The following is an 18,574-nucleotide window of genomic DNA, read 5'->3' on the forward strand; positions in this document are numbered from 1 at the left end:
CGAGAGGACTAGGACGCCGTATGCCCGTTGCGCTCTTCTTTCCCGGTCTCATCCCCACCGGGTTCGACGCCATCAGCGCGTTCGTGACCACGAACGAGCACGCCCGGCGAAGATTCGCCGAGGCCGACGAGATCCTCGGATACTCCCTGGCCGAGGCCTATCGCGAGGCGTCGATCTACGAGTGGGAGGTGTTCGAGGCCGGCTTCATGGCGCTCACCCTGGCCCTCGCCGACTGGGCGCAGGAGCAGCACGGTGGTCGCCCGGCGGCCTGCGGCGGACAGAGCTTCGGCGCCTTCATGGCGGCCGTGTGGGCGGGCGCGCTCAGCTACCCGGACGCCCTGCGGCTGATCCGCCGCAGTGTCGTCGTCGAGACCGACTACTTCGACTCGCTCGACGAACCGCTGGGCTGCCACTTCTTCTACCGGCTCCCGCACGACACGGTGCGCCGGCTGGTGGCGGAGACGCACGAGCGCGGTGAGTGGGCCGAGCTGTCGGTGGTCCTCGACGAGCAGGTGCACGCCGTCTCCGCCTCGATGCGCACGCTGGAACGGTTCGAGCAACGGGTGCGCGAGGAGGGCGGGTTCCCCTTCTACACCATGAACCGGGCCGAACACTGCTCCGCCGTCGCCGGGTTGCGCACGCGGCTGCACGACGAGGTGTACGGGACGGTCGACTGGCGGCCCGCCCGGCTGCCGGTGGTCTCGGACGTGGACGGGCGGCTGCTCACCGGCCCCGAGGAGATCAAGCAGGACCTGCTGGACGGCTGGACCACGCCCGTCCACTGGCAGACGATCCTGCGCGGTCTGCACACGGCCCGGGTGGACGAGGTGTGGATCCCCGGCCCGCGCAACATGTTCGCGCGGATCACCAACAACTCCTTCCCGACCCGCGTGATCACCCCGAAGCAGGCGCTCGCGACGTGAGCACGGGAGCAGGAAAGGAGACCGCCGCCCTGCGCGATCCGGCCGGGCGGCGCGTGGTGACGGCAGCGATGTTCGCCAGCGCCCCCGCGGAGGTGCTGGACTTCCTGCTGCCGCTGTGGGCCGGTTCCACCCTGGAGGCGGGCGCCTCGGTGGTCGGCGCGCTGGTCGCCGTCGAGGCGGTGCTGTCGCTCCTCGTGCGCCCGCTGGCGGGAGAACTGGCCGACCGGTTCGAGCAGCGGTGGGTGGCCGCGGCGGGCGCGGGCCTGTACGCCCTGTCGTTCGCGGGCTACGCGCTGGCCGGCTCGGTGCCCCTGGCCTTCGCCGCGTCGGCGGTGGGCGGCGCCGGCGGCGCGCTGTTCTGGGTCGGACTGCGGACGTGGACCGGCCGGCGGGGCGAGAACCACACCGCCGCATACGGCAAGTTGCTCTCGGCCGAGGGCCAAGGCGCCTTCGTGGGCTACCTGGTGGCGTTCTCGCTGCTGGAACGCAGCGGCTACCGGCCACTGTTCTGGCTCGGCTGCGCGGCCTGCGCGTACGCCGCGGTGGCGCTGGTGCAGGGCACCGGACGGGACCGGACCACTGCGGCGGAGCGACCGGCCCGCACGCGCGAGCGGGAGCGGGAGCGGCGGACGCTGCCGAGGCGTCTGATGCCGCTGATGGTGGTGTCCGCGGTGACCGCCGCTGCGGAGGCGGGGCTGTGGATGCTGCTGCTGCTGCGGTTGCAGGGCGACCTGAAGCTCACCCCCAACGAGATCGCGATGGTCTTCGCGCCCGGCTTCCTGGTGTTCATCCTGCTGCCGGAGCACACCCACCGCCTCACCGACCGGCTGGGCCGCGTGCCCACCATGGTCGTCTCGTTCGTGGCGAGCACGGTGTTCGCCGTCGGCCTGGCGGTCACCGCCACCCCGGTGGCGATCGCCGTGCTGTGGGCGGTCGCCGCCGCCTGCTTCGCCGCGCAGATCCCCGTCGAGCAGGCCACCGTCGCAGCCGCCGCCGACGGGCGGATCGGCCGGGGCATGGGCCTCTACGAGAGCGCCCGGCTGGCCGGCGTGGTGGTCGGCCCGGCACTGATGGGCGTGCTGTACGAGCAGCGGGGGTGGGCGGCGGCCTGTCTGTCCGCCGCGTGCGTCTCTGTGCTGGGCGCCCTCGTCGTGCCGTACGCGATCCGCGTGCTGGGCCTGCCCGACGCCCCTCCCGACGCCCCTGCCGACGCCCTCCCCGACGAGCCGGACGGCGGCCGGGCATCTGACCCCGGCAGGAAACACATCCCCCCACAGGAAGAAGGAGAAGACCCGTTCATGGAGATGGACAAGCCGCAGGACTCCGGAGCCTCGCCGGGCGAGCGGCGGCTCACCCCCCAGGAGCACGCCCGCAAGGAGCGGCGCGACTGGCTCATCCACACCGCCGCGTTCCTGATCGGGCAGGTGGTTCTCTGGGCGCTGGACTCCAACTGGATCGTGTGGCAGATCACCGACGACGCCGTGCCCGACGACAAGCGGGGCCCGCTGGTGTGGATCGGGCGCATCTGGCTGACCATCTGGATCATCGACACGATCTGGTCCTGGTCGTACACGATCTGGCCGCGCGAGAAGAAGGCCAGGTAGGACCGGGTCGCACAGCGCAGTGAACGCGGGGGCCGTACCGGGCGGGAACTCTCCGGTACGGCCCCCGCCGCTGTCACCCCGTGTCACCCCAGCAGCACGGGCAGGCGGGTGTGGCCGCGCAGCGACGTCACCCGGTCCCGGGCCGCGCCGGCGCCCGCGGGGAGGATCGAGGGGAAGCGCTTCAGCAGCAGCGGGAACGCCACCTGCGCCTCGAGCCGGGCCAGGGCGGCGCCCAGACAGTAGTGGGCCCCGGCGCCGAAGGTGAGCGACCGCGAGGGCGGCCGGTCCGGGCAGAAGACGTCGGGGTCCGGGTGCCGCCGCGGGTCACGGTTGGCGGCGGCCAGCAGGGCGATCACCTGGGTGCCGCGCGCGATGCTCTCCCCGCCCAGCTCGGTGTCCTCGCCCGCCCAGCGCGAGGCGATCTGGATGGGTGGGTCGAAGCGGAGCATCTCCTCGACCCACGCGCCCACCCGGTCGGGCTCGCCGCGCAACCGTGCGAGGAGGTCGGGCCGCTCCAGCAGGACGGCCAGTCCGTTGCCGAGGAGGTTGCTGGTGGTCTCGTAGCCGGCGGAGTACAGCAGGACGAGGTTGGCGAGCAGTTCACGCCGGGTGAGCCGGTCGCCGTCCGCGTCGCGCACCGCGATGAGCGTGCTCACCAGGTCCTCGCGCGGGTCGGCCCGCCGCAGCTCGGTGAGCTGCCCCAGGCGGTCCCACAGTTCGGAGGTGGCCTCGTCCGCCCGGTCCAGGGCGTCGCCGGTCAGGTTCTGCTCGATCGCGGAGGTCACGGCCTGCACCCGGGGCGCGAACCACGGACGGTCCTCCTCCGGGACGCCGAGCAGCTCGCCGATGACCGCGATGGGCAGCGGCAGCGCGAAGTGGGCCATGAAGTCCACCGGCCGGTCCGGGGCCGCCCGCTCCGCGAGGCCGGTCAGCAGCTGCTCGACGAGCGCGGTCACGGCCGGGCGCAGCCCCTCCACCCGGCGCGGGGTGAAGGCACGGCTGACCAGACGCCGCAGCCGTTCGTGGTGGGGCGAGTTCTGGTTGACCATCTCGCCCATGAGCGAGTACACGGTGTGGTGTTCGCGGCCCTCGGGCCAGGTGCGGCCGATCCATTCGTCGTCCTCGACCCGGAACACGGGGTCGCGCAGCATCCGGTCGCAGTCGGCGTGGCGGCTGACCACGACGGTGCCGTCCGGGAGCCGGGCCACGGGAGCGTGCTCGCGCAGGACCGCGTAGTGCGGGTACGGATCGGGACAGCCCCGGGGGCTGAACAACGCGCGCAGGGACCGGCGCACCGCGGCCTGTTCGGACATGGTGCTCTGCCTTCCTCCGGCTGGATGAGCGGGTGGTGCGCTCCGGCCGTCCCCGGGGAGGGCCGGAGCGCACCCGTCGGTGTGCGCGGTCACGCGGCCTGGGCCGCGAGCTCCTTCTCGACGCGCAGGACGAAGTCGGAGACCAGGCGCAGCTCCTGGAGCTCCTCCTCGGGGAGACTGACCCCGAAGCGCTCCTCCGCCGAGACGATGACCTCGACCATCGCCAGGGAGTCGACGTCGAGGTCCTCGATGAAGGACTTGTCCTCGGTGACCTCGGCGGGTTCGACGTCGGCGACCTCGTTGAGGAGTTCGGCGAGCCCGGCGATGATCTCTTCGCGTGTCATTCGGTTGCCTCTCTGTGCGCGTGCCTGCGGGCACGGGGCAGGTGGGGTGGTGGGTGCGGGACGTGGCCGGTCACGGCCGCGGGGACGCTTCGCCGGGTGCGGGCTTCGGTGCGGCCAGCGCCACGACGTGGTCCGCGAACTCCTTCTCGATGCCGATCAGCCGGAGTTGGCGATACAGGCTCTCGATGCCGAGCTGCTTCATGGTCAGCCCCTGCGGGGCCTCGTCGGCCTGACCGCCCTCCTCGATGTTCAGGGCGATCGGACCGGCCAGTTCGATGATCTCGCGGATGTCGTCGCCGTAACCCTCGCGTACGCCCTGGCGCAGCGCGTGCAGGCCGAAGCTGACGTGTCGCGACTCGTCCCGGCACATCGCGGTGAAGCCCGCCTTGACGCCGGCGAGCAGCGGGACGCCGTGCAGCGAGTTCACGATGGCGCGCTGTCCGACGAGGGCGAGCACGCCTTCGGTGATCAGGTGGAAGAGGGCCACGGCGCGCAGCCAGCGCCGGTAGTCCGAGGGGTGCTCCTGCACCTCGCGGATGACCTCGGTCTCGATGCGGCTGAGGTCGCGGTGCGGGGGCGTGACCATGTTCCACGCCTGCACCAGCATCTTCTTCGGGTCGGGGTCCAGGCCGAGGAGTTCCTCGCCGAGCCGCAGCATGAGCTGGGTGTGGCGGGTCTCGTCGGCGATCTGGGTGCCGAGGTAGAGGTGGTCGTGCTCCTCGGGGGCACCGGTGAGGATGGGCCCGAGCAGGTCGAGGCCGGTGTACTCGCCGATGATGAAGGTGGCGACGGACTCCTCGACGATCTTGCGCACGGAGCGCGGCAGCCGTTTGTCGAAGTCCTCGCGGTCCCGCTCCAGATCGATGGCCTGCGCCGACCACTGCTGCTTCTCCCAGCGCTCGTAGAGCGCCTGCGGGTGCGGTTCCTGCTCGGTGACGAGATCGGCGTGCCGGAGCACGTCACCGAGCGGGAGACGAGGCATTTCGGCAAGCGACGCGTCATCGAGCAGCAACGTGCTCCAGCGTGGCATGTTAGCACTCCTTGACTTCGGAGTCAATCTGATGACTCCCCATGAATCCGTCAGTGAACAGCATCTTAGGCATGCCGTCAATGCGCGGGAGTCAAGAAAACAGGCTCCGTCATCGAGCTCTTGTCATAGTTGTTGACTCCTGAGTTGAGGGTGTGTCAATCTCTGGTCGTCGCCGGGGCGAGCCGCCCCGGCGCAGGCCGGATCGCGCGATCCCAGGGACCGGAAGGGGGAGGCAGCCATGGCGCGGACCCATGACGCGGCACGCAACACCGCACGTACCGCCGGCGCGGAGCGTCGCGTGGTCGTCACCGGCGTCGGCACCGTCTCGCCGATCGGCGGCACCGTGGACGAGTTCTGGGCCTCGGCCACCGCCGGGCGCAGCGGGATCCGCCCCATCACGCGGTACGACGCGAGCGAGCTGCCCACCCGGTTCGCCGGCGAGATCGTGGACTTCGACCCCCGGCAGTACATGCCCAACAAGGTGGGCCGACGCCTCGACCGCTACGCGCAGTTCGCGCTGGCCGCCGCCCTCCAGGCGGTGGACCAGGCGGCTCTGAAGCCGGACGAGGAACTGGCCGCCCGCACCGCCGTCCTGGTCGGATCCGGTTACGGGCCGGGCCAGTTGATGCGTACGGCCGTCCACGACCTGCGCGACCACGGCCGGCGCCGGATGACCCCGTACCTGGCCTCGTCCGGCTCGCTGGACAGCGCGGCCGGGGAGATCGCCTCACACATCGGCGCACGCGGCCCCTCGGGAGCCACCGCAACCGCCTGCGCCACGGGCGCGACCTGTGTCGGGGACGCCCTGCGGCTGATCCGGCACGGATACGCCGACGTGGCCGTGGCCGGAGGCGCGGACGACGCGGTCAACCCGCTCGACCTCGCCGCCGCGGCCAACGCCGGGGCGCTCTCCCGCCGCGACGACGCCCCGCACCTCGCGAGCCGGCCCTTCGACCGGGACCGCGACGGATTCGTCATGGGCGCGGGGGCGGGCATCCTCGTGCTGGAGGAGGCCGAGCACGCCCGGCGGCGCGGCGCCACGATCCTGGCCGAGGTGGCCGGGTACGGCGCGACCACCGACGCGTACCACTCCACCCACCCCCGTCCCGACGGCGCCGCCGCCCGGCGGGCGATGACCGACGCGCTCGCCGACGCCGGACTGCGGCCCGAGCAGATCGACCACATCTCGGCCCACGGGACCGGCACCCGGCTCAACGACCGGATCGAGAGCGCCGCCGTCCGCGCGGTGTTCGGCGACCACGCCCCCCGCGTGCCCATCAGCTCGCTGAAGTCCATGACCGGCCACATGATCGGCGCGGCCGGCGCCGTCGAACTCATCGCCGCGATCCAGACGATCCGCACCGGCATCGTGCCGCCGACCCTCAACTGCGACGACCCCGAGGACCCCGGCCTCGACTACGTCCCGCACCGGGCGCGGGCCCACACCGTCCGTGCCGTGCTCAGCAACTCGTTCGGGTTCGGCGGTCACAACGCCGTGCTCGTGGTCCGCGAGTGGCCCGGGTCGGCGCCGGCGCAGGCACGTCCCCAGGAGTCCCCGGGCGGTCCGTCCCGGCAGCCGGAGGAGGAACGATGACCACCACCAGGCCCCAGCCCGAGGCGTACTGCCAGGCCGACCCGGTCTTCTACGACATCTCCGGCCGCCACACCGGGGACGACTCCTCCGCCTTCCACCAGAGCACGCTCCCCGCCCCCGCCGGCTGGGAGCGCCGCGAGACGGACGTGTGGATCGTGCACACGCCGCTCGGCCACACGCTGCCACCCCAGGGCTGGAAGATCCACATCTCCGCACTGCCCGGCAACGCCCGGCGCATCGTGGACGCCGCCTGGGAGTACTGCGTCCGCCACGGGCTGCCGTTCAAGTTCCTGCGCGGCGTGGACGTGCTGACCACCCACAGCCTGAAGTACGCGCCGCGCTCCTCCAGCGGCAAGCTCGTGACGATCTACCCGTCCGACGAGGAGCAGCTGCGCCGCACCCTGGAGGAGCTCGGGCAGCGTCTCGAGGGCGAGGCGGGCCCGTACATCCTGACCGACCTGCGCTGGAACGCCGGCCCCCTGCACGTGCGGTACGGCGGTTTCGTCAGCCGGTACTGCACCGACGCCGACGGCACCCCGGTCCACGCCATCGAACGGCCCGACGGCACCCTCGTCCCCGACCGGCGCAGGCCCGTCTTCGAGGTGCCCGAGTGGGTCGAACTGCCCGGATTCCTCGCCGACCAGCTCGCGGCCCGCCAGGCCGGCGGCTCCCCGGCGGACTTCCCCTACACGGTGGAACGCGCCCTGCACTTCTCCAACGGCGGTGGCGTCTACCTGGCCAAGGACAGCGAACAGCGCCAGGTCGTCCTCAAGGAGGCCCGCCCGCACGCCGGTCTGGACGGCCGCGGCCGGGACGCGGTGGCCCGGCTGGACCGCGAGCGCCGCGCGCTGGAACGCCTCGCCGGCATCCCCGGCATCCCCCGCCTGTACGAGCACCGCGTGGTGTGGGAGCACCACTTCCTGTCCGTGCAGCACATGCCCGGTGACACGCTGCAGGGCTGGCTGGCCCGCCACTACCCGCTGACCCGCACGGGTCCGGACGCCCGGGCGCTCAGCGACTACGTGGAGCGGGCCGGCGAGCTCGCCGACCGGATCGAGCGGCTGGTCGCCCGCGTGCACGAACGGGGCATGGTCTTCGGTGACCTGCACCCCGCCAACATCCTGGTGGACGACGAGGACGAGGTGGCGCTGGTCGACTTCGAACTCGCCGTCCCCGTCGAGGAGGCGGACCGGCTCGGCCTCGGTCACCCCGGCTTCGCCGGCACCGGGCGCACGGGCTACGCCATGGATCTGCACGCACTGGCGGCGCTGCGGCTCTGGCTGCTGTTCCCGCTCAACGGCCTGAACGAGCTGGACCCGGGGCGCACGGCCCGCTTCGTCGACGTGGCCGAGCGCCGATTCGCCCTCCCGGCCGGGTCGCTGGACCGGCTGCGCCGTGAACTCGCGCCGTCCGAGGAGGCCCGGAACAAGGTGCCCGCCGCCCTGCGCGAGCCGCTCCGCGTCGACCTGGACACGGCACTGCCCAACTGGGGCGCCATCCGCAAGTCGCTGGCGGAGGCCGTCGTGCTGTCGGCCACGCCGCACCGCACGGACCGGCTCTTCCCCGGTGACGTACGGCAGTTCATGACCGACGGCGCCAACTTTGCCTACGGAGCGGCCGGGGTCCTGTGGGCCCTGCACACCTGTGGCGCGGGCCGCTACCCCGAGTACGAGCAGTGGCTGCTCGACGCCGCCGGACGGGACGTTCCCCCGAGGCCCGGCTTCTACGACGGCGCCCACGGCATCGCCCATGTGCTGGCCCGCCTGGGGCACCTCGATACGGCGGCCCGCCTGGTGCACACCAGCCGGGAGGCGGTCGCCCAGGTGCGCGAGGTGAGCCTGTTCCGGGGTACCGCGGGAATCGGCCTGAACCTTCTCGACCTCGCGGCCCGCACGGGCGACGACGTCTACCGGCGCCGGGCCCTGGAGCTGGCGGAGCGGACCGCCGCCGCCGTCACCGCGGGCGAGGCGCCGGGCATCATGGCGGGCCCGGGCCACGGCAGCCGCGCCGGCCTGCTGCGCGGCTGGACCGGGGCGGCGCTGTTCTTCCTGCGGCTGTACGAGGAGACGGCCGACGCCGCCCACCTCGGCCTCGCGGTCCGCGCACTGCACCTGGACCTGGACCTGTGCACGCCGGCGGACGACGGTTCCCTCCAGGTGGACGGCGGCTTCCGGCAGCTGCCCTATCTGGAAGTGGGCAGCGCGGGCATCGCGCTGGTCGCCGACGAGGTCCTCGCGCACCGCCCCGACGCCCGGCTGGAGCGGGCGCTGCCCGCCCTGGCGCGCTCCGCCGAACCCGAGTTCACCATCGAGCCGCATCTCTTCGGCGGCCGGGCCGGACTGCTGGCCACGCTCGCCGTGCTGCGCGGCCGGCACCCGGAGCGGGACCCGGGCCTGGCCGTGGAGCGGCACCTGACGAGGCTGCACTGGCACGCGCTGTCCTTCCACGGCCAGCTCGCCTTCCCCGGGGAGCAGTTGCGCAGGATCTCGATGGACCTCGCGACCGGCGGTCCGGGCGTACTGCTGGCCCTGTCCGCCGCGCTGGACGGACGCCGGGACTTCCTGCCCTTCCTGGCCCCGTTCACGGCCACCGCCCCCGGCGCGGAGCACCGCGCCCCCTGAGCTCCGGTCGGTTCACGCCGACCGGTTCCGATGCCCAGCGAGCACACCGGAGAGGAGGAAACACCATGGCCACCGTTCTCGACCTGCAGGGTCTTGAGGTCCCCGCCGAGGAGACCGCCCGTATCAGCAGCACCATCAGCAACAACTGCTGAACCTTGTCGATCTGTCCGTGACGAAGGCACGGAGAGGAGGAAACACCATGGCCACCGTTCTGGACCTGCAGGGCCTTGAGGTCCCCGCCGAGGAGACCGCCCGCATCAGCAGCACCATCAGCAACAACTGCTGAACGCGCTGAGCGCAAGCTCCGGCGCCCGCCCCGAGCGGGCGCCGGAGCTCACTGTTTCGCAGCCCACGCGTCCTTCTCAGCCCATACGTCCTTTCGCAGCCCATACGTCTCGAGTAGCAAGGGGGTCCGGATGAGCGGCCTGCTCGACGGCAAGAGGCTGGTCATCACCGGTGTGATCAGCGAGAGTTCCATCGCCATGGCCGTGGCACGGCTCGCCCAGGAGCAGGGCGCCGAGATCGTGCTGACCGCCTACGGGCGTCCCACGCTCGTCCGGCGGCTGGCCCGTCGCCTGCCCGTCGAACCGCCGGTCGTGGACCTGGACGTCACCGACCCCGGCCACCTGGCCACGCTCGCCGACCGCCTGAGCGCCCATGTCGACGGCCTGGACGGCGTGCTGCACTCGGTGGCGTACGCGCCCGCGAACTGCCTCGACGGCGGCTTCCTGGACGCGCCGTGGGACGACGTCGCGACCGCCCTGCACACCTCCACGTTCTCCCTCAAGGCCCTCGCGACGGCGTGCCGTCCCCTGCTGCGGCCGGGGGCATCCATCGTCGGGCTGGACTTCGACGCCTCCCGGGTGTGGCCGGGCTACGACTGGATGGGAGTCGCCAAGGCGGGACTCGAGGCCTGTGCCCGCTATCTCGCCCGGGACCTGGGGCCCGAGGGCGTACGGGTCAACCTCGTCGCGGCGGGACCGCTGCGCACCCTCGCGGCCCGCTCCATCGGCGGTGACGGGCCGGCCTTCGAGAAGGAGTGGTCGGCGCGGGCCCCACTGGGCTGGGACCCGGCGGACGCGGTGCCGGTCGCCCGGACCTGCCTCGGCCTGCTGTCGGACTGGTTCCCGGCCACCACCGGTGAGATCGTGCACGCCGACGGCGGCCACCACATGACGGCCGCCTGATGCGCCGGCCGGTCCCGGACAGCCTCCGTACGGCCGGGCCGTGGACGGACGGCGGGCGGTACGTGGTGGAACGGGAGAAGATCAGGGAGTTCGCGGCGGCCGTGGGCGCCGACGACCCCGCGTACACCGATCCAGGAGCGGCGCGTGCGCTCGGCTACCCGGACGTGCTCGCGCCGCCGACCTTCCTCGTGGCCGCCGCCGCCCGCGCCGAGGACCGGCTGCTGCGCCACCGGGGTGTCCTGGCCAATCCGTCCGGCACCCTGCACCGCGCCCAGCGGTTCGTGCATCACCGGCCGGTGTGCGCAGGCGAGGAACTGCGGGTGCGGGTCCGGCTGGCGGAACGCTCCCGGCTCGGCGGCCGGGACGTCCTCGTCCTCGAGAGCGAGTTCCGCGCTGCCGACGGCTCACCGGTCAGCACCGTGACCTCGACACTACTGACCCCGGAGGACAGTCCGTCCGTCCCCGGCTAGGGGGTGTCCGCAAAGTCGCGTCGTCCGCCCGAAGGGCGGGCCCTGCGGCGTCCGGTGCGTGCTCTCGGCGTGCCGGGCGGACATCCGCGTACTGGTTGTACTCGGGTGTCCGCCCGGTGCGGCGAGAGGGCGTGCCGGGCGTCGCAGGGCAGACGGGACTTTGCGGACACCCCCTAGTGCCCCATGCCCAGCCCGCCGTCGACAGGCACGACGGCTCCGGTGACGTATCCGGTGCTCTCGTCGGTCAGCCAGCGGACGGCCGCCGCGACGTCCTCGGGGCGGCCGACGCGCGGCACCGGCACCCGGGCCAGCAGCTCCTCGACGTGGCAGGCGGGAAGGCCGGCGGTCATGTCGGTACGGATCAGGCCGGGCGTGACAGTGTTGACCGTGATGCCGCGACGCCCCAGCTCGCGGGCGAGCGAGCGGCTCAGGCCGATCAGGCCGGCCTTGGCGGCCGCGTAGTTGGCCTGCCCCGCGTTCCCGGACAGGGCGACCTCGGAACCGATGAAGACGATGCGGCCCCACCTGCCGCGCACCATTCCTCTGACGGCGCGGCGCGCACAGCGATGGGCTCCTGTGAGGTTGGTGTCGATGACCGTGGTGAACCGTTCCTCCTTCATCACGGCGTACGGCCCGTCGGCGGTGATCCCCGCGTTCGCCACCAGGATCTCCACGGGCCCCAGGTCGCGTTCGACCGCCGAGAACGCCGCGTCGACCTCGGCGGTGTCGGTGACGTCGCAGCGCACCGCGTACAGCCCCTCGGGCGCGGCGCCCCGGCAGGTCACGGCGACCCGGTGCCCGGCCGCGGCCAGCTCCCGCGCGATGGCCAGACCGATGCCCCGACTGCCGCCGGTCACCAGGGCGGTGCGCTTCCGAGTCATGAAACCCCCTCACGCGATGACTCACATGACTCTAGACTACTAGGAAATGACAGAACTTGACTGCACGGGATCGGAGCAGCCTCCATGACCGATACGCTGGCGCCCTCCACCACGGCTCCCGGCCTGGTCGACACCGCCGGAGAGCTGTCCGGTGCGGCACTCACCCGGCGCGTCCTCGCCGCCGCGCGGGCCCTCCACGAGCGCGGCATCCGGGCCGGCGACCGGGCCCTGGTCAAGGGTGACAACAGCGTCGACTACGTCGTGGCGCTGCTCGCCCTGATGCACCTGGACGTCTCGCTCGTGCCGGTCGACCACCGCCAGTCCGCCGCCGACGTGCGGGACGCGGCCCGGCGGACCCGGGCGCGCTGGCTCCTGACGGACGGACCGGCCGACGAGGCCTTCCCCGCGGACCGGGTGCTCCGCCACGCCGGGCTCGGCACCGGTGCCGCACCGGACGACGCAGAGGTCGACCTCGGCCGGTGGTACGCCCGTACCGACGCCGTGGTGCTGTGGTCCTCGGGCACCACCGGCCGCCCCAAGGGCATCGTGAAGTCCGGGCGCGCGGTGCGCGGCAACACGCTGCGCACCATCCGTGCCATGGGCTACCGCGCGGACGACGTGCTGGCCCCGCTGCTGCCGTTCTCGCACCAGTACGGGCTCTCCGTGGTCCTGCTCTGGTGGCTGGCCGGCTGCACCCTGGTCGTCACGCCGTACCAGCGGGTGGACGTGGCCGTGGCCCGGGCCGTCGCGCACGGTGTCACGGCCGTGGACGCGGCGCCCTCGACCTACCACACGCTGCTCGGCGTACTGCGCCGCCGCCCCGAACTCCGCGCCGGACTCGCGAACGTACGGCTGTGGGGAGTGGGTGGCGCCCCGCTGCCGGCTCCGCTCGCCGCCGCCTTCACCGCCGCCGTGGGCCGTCCCCTGCTGGACGGCTACGGACTGACCGAACTCGGCAACGTCGCGCTCGCCACGCCCGACGAGCCGACCGGCTGCGGCCGTCCGCTGCCCGGAGTCGAGGTGCGCGTCGTCACCGCCGACGGCAGAGAGGCGGCGGCCGGCGAACTGGGCGGTATCGAGGTGCGGTCCCCGGACCTGATGGAGGGTTACCTGCGGGACGACGGAACGGTGTCACCGGTGGCGCACGACGCCTGGTATCCGACGGAGGATCTGGGCCGGGTCGACAGCGCCGGCCGGCTGCAGGTGGTGGGCCGCAACCGGGCGGTGCACCGGCTCGGGTTCACGCTCTACCCCGAGAGCCTGGAGCGCAAGGCGGAGGCCTGCGGCCGGCCGGTGAAGGTCCTTCCGGCCCAGGACCGGCGACGGGGCTGCGTACTGCACTTCGTGGTCGCGGACCCGCAGGACACCCCGCCCGCCGAATGGCGCCGAAGGCTGGCCCCGCACCTGGCCGACTACGAGCAGCCCAACGCGGTACACGTGGTGCCGGACTTCCCCCTCAACCCGAACGGCAAGGTCGACACACGGGCCCTGCGGTCCATGCTCGGCCTGCCGAGCTGAGCCCACGCCCCTGCGTCCGACCGCAGCGGCCTGCCCCGTCGATGCCAGGCGCCGCGTGGGCGGCCGGGTACACCGCCCTCAGCGGGCCGTGCACCCGGCCGCGGCGTGGATCCGCCACGCCCGTCCCCGGCACCACAGTGCGCGTACGCACGCGGCGGCGAAGGCGACGCGGCACGAACAACCGCCGGACGAACGGCGACAGCCGGACGGACTCGGCAGCGGGCAGGAAACCGACGGAAGTCTCGGAACCGGACGGTCAGTTGTGCCGCAGCACCAGCGTGGCGTTGTTCCCGCCGAACCCGAAGCTGTTCACCGCGGCGACGCGGGCCGTCGGGACACTCAGCGGGGCCGTGGGCAGCAGGACCCGGTCCGTGTGCTCCGGGGTGCCGAGTCCCGGTGTCGGCGGCACGATGCCGGTGCGCAGCGAGAGCGCGGCCGCGGCCAGGGCCGGAACACCGGAAGCGTGCAGCAGGTGCCCGATCGCCCCCTTGTGGGAACTGACGGGCAGCGGGTCCCGGCCGCCGGCGACGGCCTCGAGCGCGGCGAGTTCCGCCGCGTCGCCCTGGACCGTGCCCGTCGCGTGGGCGTGCACGAGGTCCACGCGGTCCACCGCCGCGTCGTCCAGCGCGTCGCGCATGCACGCGGTGATCAGGCCGGTGTCCGACGCCGCCTTGCCGCCGGCCACCCCGCAGGCCGCCCCCGCGACGACCAGGTCCGCCGCCCGGCCCCGGGCACGGGCGTGCCGCGCGGTCTCCAGGACGACGGCGCCGGCGCCCTCACCGATGGACACCCCGGCGCGCCCGACGTCGAAGGGGCGGGCGGCAGCGGGGCTCACGGCCCGTACCACGCTCATGCTGGCGTACTCGTACCGGTTGAGCACCGACGATCCCGCCACGACGGCCACCGGCGCCAGACCGGCACGCAGCGCGGCCCTGGCGAAGTCGACCGCGAAGGCCGCCGTGGCGCAGGCGTGCGACAGGTGGACCACCCGGTCCCGGGCGAGGTCAGGTCCCATCGTCTCCACCGGGCCGGGACCAAAGAACTCGTCGAGGTCCGCGGTGACTGCGCCGGCTTGGGAGGCTTCTCCCGTGGCGTCGGACGGCTGGTGGGCCGGGCAGGCCGGCGCCTGCCCGGCCAGGACCACCAGGGCGTCGCGGGGCACCGCGGACAGTCCGGCGGCCCGCAGCGCCTCCGCCGTCGCGACACGGGCATAGCCGCTCTTGCGGGGCGTCCGCGCGGCCCCGGGCGTCCGAGGGGACGCCTCGTCGGCCCGGGGGACCCGGCCCACGGGCTCCCCGCGGTACGACGGAGCGCCGAAGTCCGGCGCCGGGGCGAGGACCGAGCGCCCTTCGAGCAGGCCGTTCCAGTAGGGCCGCACGCCCCGCCCGAACGGCGTGACCAGACCCAGTCCGGTGATGACGATGTCGCTCACGTGCGGGTGGCCCTCCATGCGGTGGCGACGGCGAGGCAGCCGGTGGTGTCCGGGTCGCCGCCGGGGAACAGGGACAGGTCCAGGACCACGGCCGCGCTGCCGCCCGCGGTGGCCACGCCCGGGACGAACAGGTCCCCGGCGAGCGGTGCGAGGAGGTAGCAGGCCCCGCGGTGCCCGGCGGCGGTCGTGTACGGGCGCACCAGCTCGGAGGCCTCCAGGCCGATGGAGTCCGAGGGGCGCAGCCGCCGCCCGGTGTCGTGGCAGCGCCGGACGAAGCGGCGGGCGGCCCAGGTGCTGTAGTCGCCGGACAGGACGTACAGCGGAGCGGTGCGCCGCACCGGCTCGGGAAGGGACTCGAACGCGCTCCCCAGCGCCCAGGTGACCGCCTCCGCCGGGGTGCGGTGCGCGCTCGGCGCGGTGACCCGGTCCGGCGGCCCGGTCACCGCGGCGTCGGCCAGCCGGGCCTCGTCCGTGGCGGCCAGCGCGACGCGGCACCGCACGGATCCCGGCCGCCCCGCCCGGTCCGGCACCGTGTCCGGTCGTTCCCCCGCCGATGTCCTCATCGGGCCACCCACCCTCTACCGCTGTCATACCTTGTCGAATATGCTGAATCGATAGTCAAGGCTTGTCAATGACAATGACGCCGGGAGGTGTCGCGGCGGGCGGCGCTGCCGCGACATGGCCGATCCGCCCGCGACCGCACGACCACGTTGGACCGAGGCCCCCGGCGGACCGCAACGGAGGTGTCATGCACGGCAAAATGGTCAGCCTGGAACGACCGAACGACGAGGACTACGCGTTGACGGCGCGGTGGTTCGGACCGGACGCGGCGGCCGCCGTCATGGCCGCCACCGAGGGGGACGTCGTCACGGCGGAGGACTTCCGCAGGCTCGACCACACCGGAGCGCTGCGGCAGTTCGCGGTGCGCGACCGGCAGAACAGAACCGTGGGCGCGGTGCACTACAAGTCCCACGGGCCGGTCGGCGGCTATGAGATCGGCGGCGCGATCGGGGAGCCGGAGATGTGGCGCCGCGGACTGGGCGCCGAGGCCTTCGAACTGCTCATCGATCACCTCTTCCACACCCGCAACGCCCATCGCGTGCAGTTCACCACCGCCCTCTACAACAAGAACGTGCTGCGGCTGGTGATCCGGACCGGCTTCACCCTCGAAGGCATCCTGCGCGAGTACTTCTACCTCGACGGCCGCTACCACGACGGGGCCGTGTGGGCGCTGCTGCGCAGCGAGTACTACGAAGCGGTCGAGCACCAGCGGCGGACCGACCCCGCCTTCTCCCTCCCGGACGTGATCCCCGAGGAGGACAAGGAGGAGGCACGCCGACTCGTCGCCGAGTACATCGCGAGTCCGTCCGGCATGACGTCCGCAGGTCTGCTGATGAAGGCGGTGGGCGTCGGCCCGCATGCGGAGCCGGCGGACCGGTGACGCCGTCCCCGTCACGCCCCGAGCACACGAAACCCCGGGCCGGCAGCTGTCCGGCCCGGGGTTTCCCGGAGCCCCCTGTCGGATTCGAACCGACGACCTGCTGTTTACAAGACAGCTGCTCTGACCATCTGAGCTAAGGAGGCCCGCGTCCGATCGGCACGCACGCGCCCGTGCAGTGTACCCGCGTCCGGCGGAGGCCTTGTCGAAAGTTTCCGCGAAATTCACAGCCCCGGAGGTACTGACAGACCAGGTGAACGCCAGGTACCGTCCTGAGCCAGTTCACCCTCGTGGACTACACCACACGGAACCACAACGGAACAAGAGCCGCCCACCGCGGAACAGACCGTCGTGGCACCACCTTCCTACTCGGATCGTCCGGCACGTTCCTGCCGGTAGAAGGGGGCCCCATCACCATGGCCACAGTCACGTTCGACAAGGCGACCCGGATCTACCCGGGTTCCGACAAGCCCGCCGTCGACGCACTCGACATCGAGATCGCGGACGGGGAGTTCCTCGTTCTGGTCGGCCCGTCCGGCTGCGGCAAGTCCACCTCGCTCCGGATGCTCGCGGGTCTCGAGGACGTGAACGCCGGCGCCATCCGCATCGGTGACCGCGACGTCACGCACCTTCCGCCGAAGGACCGGGACATCGCCATGGTGTTCCAGAACTACGCGCTCTACCCGCACATGACCGTCGCCGACAACATGGGCTTCGCCCTGAAGATCGCCGGCGTGAACAAGGCGGAGATCCGCAAGAAGGTCGAGGAGGCCGCGAAGATCCTCGACCTCACCGAGTACCTGGACCGCAAGCCGAAGGCTCTCTCCGGTGGTCAGCGCCAGCGTGTGGCGATGGGCCGCGCGATCGTGCGTGAGCCGCAGGTGTTCCTCATGGACGAGCCGCTGTCCAACCTGGACGCCAAGCTGCGTGTCTCGACCCGCACCCAGATCGCCAGCCTGCAGCGCCGGCTCGGCATCACCACCGTCTACGTCACCCACGACCAGGTCGAGGCCATGACGATGGGCGACCGCGTCGCGGTCCTCAAGGACGGCCTGCTCCAGCAGGTCGACACCCCGCGCAACATGTACGACAAGCCGGCGAACCTGTTCGTGGCCGGCTTCATCGGCTCCCCGGCGATGAACCTGGTCGAGGTGCCGATCACCGACGGCGGTGTGAAGTTCGGCAACTCGGTGGTCCCGGTGGACCGTGACGCCCTGTCCTCCACCACCGACAAGACCGTGACCGTGGGCGTGCGCCCCGAGCACTTCGACGTGGCGGGCGCCGACTCGGACCAGGGCCTGGCCATCACGGTCAACGTCGTCGAGGAACTGGGCGCCGACGCCTACGTCTACGGCACCGCCCAGCTGGGCGCCGACTCCAAGGACCTGGTGGTCCGCGTCAGCGGCCGCGACGTCCCGGAGAAGGGCAGCCAGCTGCACGTCGTGCCGCGCTCCGGTGAGACCCACGTGTTCTCGACCTCCACCGGCGAGCGTCTGTCCGACTGACGCCCCGGCGCAGGAACGGATCCGAAGGGCCCCGCGGCACCGCCGCGGGGCCCTTCGGCGTCACCGGCCGGGGCTCCGGCCGGAGGTTCGGCGCTTATCGGCGGTGAGGGCTCCGGTGCTGCCGGCGGCGGGGGATTCGACGCTGCCGGTGAGGGCTTCGGGCTGTCGACAAATACCCCGGCAGACCGGACATTTCGAGCGGCGTGCGTCAACCCGTTACCCACGAATCCGCACGTCTACATCCCCCGTACTGGTGACAGAATGTCTCCAAATCATCACTTGACGCTACCCTCACTCGCGTGAAGCACTCCACTACCCCTCAGACGCGACGTGGCCGGGGCCCCGCCCGCCGGGTCGGCCGCACCCTCGCCCTCGTCCTGCCCGTCGTCCTGGTGCTCTCCGGGACACTCGCGGTCGCGCGAGTCAACTGGTCCGGCGACCCGCAGAGCCCGGTGCTCACCGCCGCGGACACCGCCGCGTCCGGCAGCTCCTCGCGGGCCGCCGCGCGGGCCCCGCAGGAGGTGCTCCGCGACAAGCTGCTGGTCGAACTGCAGGAGAAGGACCCGGGCGTGGCGCTCACGCACCTGCAGCAGGCCGTCAACGACCGCCCGTCGTTGGCGCGGCACTGCGCCTCGATCGCCCGCGCCCTCGGCAGGGCCGCGGTGCGCGTGTACGGGCCCACGAAGGCCCAGTCGTACGCCCGCCCGGTGTGCG

The 18,574-nt window shown here is 72.7% G+C and carries 18 protein-coding genes and 1 tRNA gene; 12 read left to right on the plus strand and 7 right to left on the minus strand.

The features are described from left to right. The first annotated feature begins 20 nt into the window (after window positions 1–20). Together HCJ93_RS28170 and HCJ93_RS28175 are read left to right on the plus strand one after the other, a co-directional pair. Window positions 21–923 (plus strand): ACP S-malonyltransferase, encoded by a 903-nt coding sequence (locus tag HCJ93_RS28170; protein WP_167998661.1) that lies wholly within the window; start codon window positions 21–23, stop codon window positions 921–923. Continuing rightward, window positions 920–2,527 carry an MFS transporter gene (locus HCJ93_RS28175; RefSeq protein WP_206318062.1) on the plus strand — a complete coding sequence of 536 codons (1,608 nt, stop codon included), beginning with the start codon at window positions 920–922 and terminating at the stop codon, window positions 2,525–2,527. Before HCJ93_RS28170 ends, HCJ93_RS28175 begins: the two co-directional genes overlap by 4 nt. Before the next feature lie 83 nt (window positions 2,528–2,610). Here the strand turns inward: HCJ93_RS28175 and HCJ93_RS28180 are convergent, their stop codons facing one another. The 3 genes from HCJ93_RS28180 to HCJ93_RS28190 form a co-directional block, all read right to left on the minus strand. Beyond that, complete coding sequence (locus HCJ93_RS28180; protein ID WP_167998662.1) at window positions 2,611–3,840, minus strand: cytochrome P450; 1,230 nt, start codon at window positions 3,838–3,840, stop codon at window positions 2,611–2,613. Window positions 3,841–3,929: 89 nt separating this feature from the next. Next, window positions 3,930–4,184 carry an acyl carrier protein gene (locus HCJ93_RS28185; RefSeq protein ID WP_167998663.1) on the minus strand — a complete coding sequence of 85 codons (255 nt, stop codon included), beginning with the start codon at window positions 4,182–4,184 and terminating at the stop codon, window positions 3,930–3,932. A gap of 70 nt (window positions 4,185–4,254) precedes the next feature. After that, window positions 4,255–5,166: a ribonucleotide-diphosphate reductase subunit beta gene (locus HCJ93_RS28190; RefSeq protein ID WP_240967955.1), complete on the minus strand. Its 912-nt coding sequence runs from the start codon at window positions 5,164–5,166 to the stop codon at window positions 4,255–4,257. A gap of 286 nt (window positions 5,167–5,452) precedes the next feature. Between HCJ93_RS28190 and fabF the strand changes: the two genes are divergently transcribed. The 6 genes from fabF to HCJ93_RS28210 all read left to right on the plus strand — a co-directional run bounded on the left by fabF (window position 5,453) and on the right by HCJ93_RS28210 (window position 11,086). Continuing rightward, window positions 5,453–6,808, plus strand: coding sequence for a beta-ketoacyl-ACP synthase II (gene fabF, locus HCJ93_RS28195; protein ID WP_167998665.1), 1,356 nt, complete (start codon window positions 5,453–5,455; stop codon window positions 6,806–6,808). Next, window positions 6,805–9,429 carry a class III lanthionine synthetase LanKC gene (gene lanKC, locus HCJ93_RS28200; protein ID WP_167998666.1) on the plus strand — a complete coding sequence of 875 codons (2,625 nt, stop codon included), beginning with the start codon at window positions 6,805–6,807 and terminating at the stop codon, window positions 9,427–9,429. Before fabF ends, lanKC begins: the two co-directional genes overlap by 4 nt. 65 nt (window positions 9,430–9,494) lie before the next feature. Next, the gene (locus HCJ93_RS30300) at window positions 9,495–9,581 is read left to right on the plus strand and encodes a class III lanthipeptide (protein WP_206318066.1); all 87 of its coding nucleotides are present in this window, start codon (window positions 9,495–9,497) and stop codon (window positions 9,579–9,581) included. Between the two features lie 17 nt (window positions 9,582–9,598). Continuing rightward, window positions 9,599–9,715 (plus strand): class III lanthipeptide, encoded by a 117-nt coding sequence (locus tag HCJ93_RS29215; protein WP_206318063.1) that lies wholly within the window; start codon window positions 9,599–9,601, stop codon window positions 9,713–9,715. A 130-nt stretch (window positions 9,716–9,845) separates the two neighbouring features. Further along, entirely contained in the window at window positions 9,846–10,616 is a 771-nt protein-coding gene (gene fabI, locus HCJ93_RS28205) for an enoyl-ACP reductase FabI (RefSeq protein WP_167998667.1), read from the plus strand. Beyond that, window positions 10,616–11,086: an FAS1-like dehydratase domain-containing protein gene (locus tag HCJ93_RS28210; protein WP_167998668.1), complete on the plus strand. Its 471-nt coding sequence runs from the start codon at window positions 10,616–10,618 to the stop codon at window positions 11,084–11,086. Before fabI ends, HCJ93_RS28210 begins: the two co-directional genes overlap by 1 nt. Window positions 11,087–11,259: 173 nt before the next feature. On the opposite strand, the gene fabG is transcribed toward HCJ93_RS28210, so the two are convergent. After that, on the minus strand, window positions 11,260–11,967 hold the full coding sequence (fabG, locus tag HCJ93_RS28215) for a 3-oxoacyl-ACP reductase FabG (RefSeq protein WP_167998669.1): 708 nt from the start codon (window positions 11,965–11,967) through the stop codon (window positions 11,260–11,262). An 84-nt stretch (window positions 11,968–12,051) separates the two neighbouring features. Between fabG and HCJ93_RS28220 the strand changes: the two genes are divergently transcribed. Then, window positions 12,052–13,485, plus strand: a complete 1,434-nt coding sequence (locus HCJ93_RS28220; RefSeq protein WP_167998670.1) for a class I adenylate-forming enzyme family protein — start codon at window positions 12,052–12,054, stop codon at window positions 13,483–13,485. A gap of 256 nt (window positions 13,486–13,741) precedes the next feature. Here HCJ93_RS28220 and HCJ93_RS28225 read toward each other — a convergent pair whose 3' ends face one another. Both HCJ93_RS28225 and HCJ93_RS28230 read right to left on the minus strand, forming a co-directional pair. After that, window positions 13,742–14,917, minus strand: a complete 1,176-nt coding sequence (locus HCJ93_RS28225; RefSeq protein WP_167998671.1) for a beta-ketoacyl synthase N-terminal-like domain-containing protein — start codon at window positions 14,915–14,917, stop codon at window positions 13,742–13,744. Further along, window positions 14,914–15,480 (minus strand): hypothetical protein, encoded by a 567-nt coding sequence (locus HCJ93_RS28230; protein ID WP_167998672.1) that lies wholly within the window; start codon window positions 15,478–15,480, stop codon window positions 14,914–14,916. Before HCJ93_RS28230 ends, HCJ93_RS28225 begins: the two co-directional genes overlap by 4 nt. 185 nt (window positions 15,481–15,665) lie before the next feature. Here HCJ93_RS28230 and HCJ93_RS28235 point away from each other — a divergent pair, with 185 nt between their 5' ends. Beyond that, window positions 15,666–16,358, plus strand: coding sequence for a GNAT family N-acetyltransferase (locus HCJ93_RS28235; protein WP_167998673.1), 693 nt, complete (start codon window positions 15,666–15,668; stop codon window positions 16,356–16,358). Window positions 16,359–16,427: 69 nt separating this feature from the next. On the opposite strand, the gene HCJ93_RS28240 is transcribed toward HCJ93_RS28235, so the two are convergent. Then, window positions 16,428–16,501: transfer RNA gene (locus HCJ93_RS28240), tRNA-Thr, on the minus strand. A 270-nt stretch (window positions 16,502–16,771) separates the two neighbouring features. Between HCJ93_RS28240 and HCJ93_RS28245 the strand changes: the two genes are divergently transcribed. Both HCJ93_RS28245 and HCJ93_RS28250 read left to right on the plus strand, forming a co-directional pair. Next, complete coding sequence (locus tag HCJ93_RS28245) at window positions 16,772–17,860, plus strand: ABC transporter ATP-binding protein (protein WP_167998674.1); 1,089 nt, start codon at window positions 16,772–16,774, stop codon at window positions 17,858–17,860. A gap of 299 nt (window positions 17,861–18,159) precedes the next feature. After that, on the plus strand, window positions 18,160–18,574 hold a 415-nt coding region (locus HCJ93_RS28250), incomplete at its 3' end, for a hypothetical protein (RefSeq protein WP_167998675.1).

It is taken from the genome of Streptomyces composti (assembly GCF_012034205.1).
Taxonomy (GTDB): Bacteria; Actinomycetota; Actinomycetes; order Streptomycetales; family Streptomycetaceae; genus Streptomyces; species Streptomyces composti.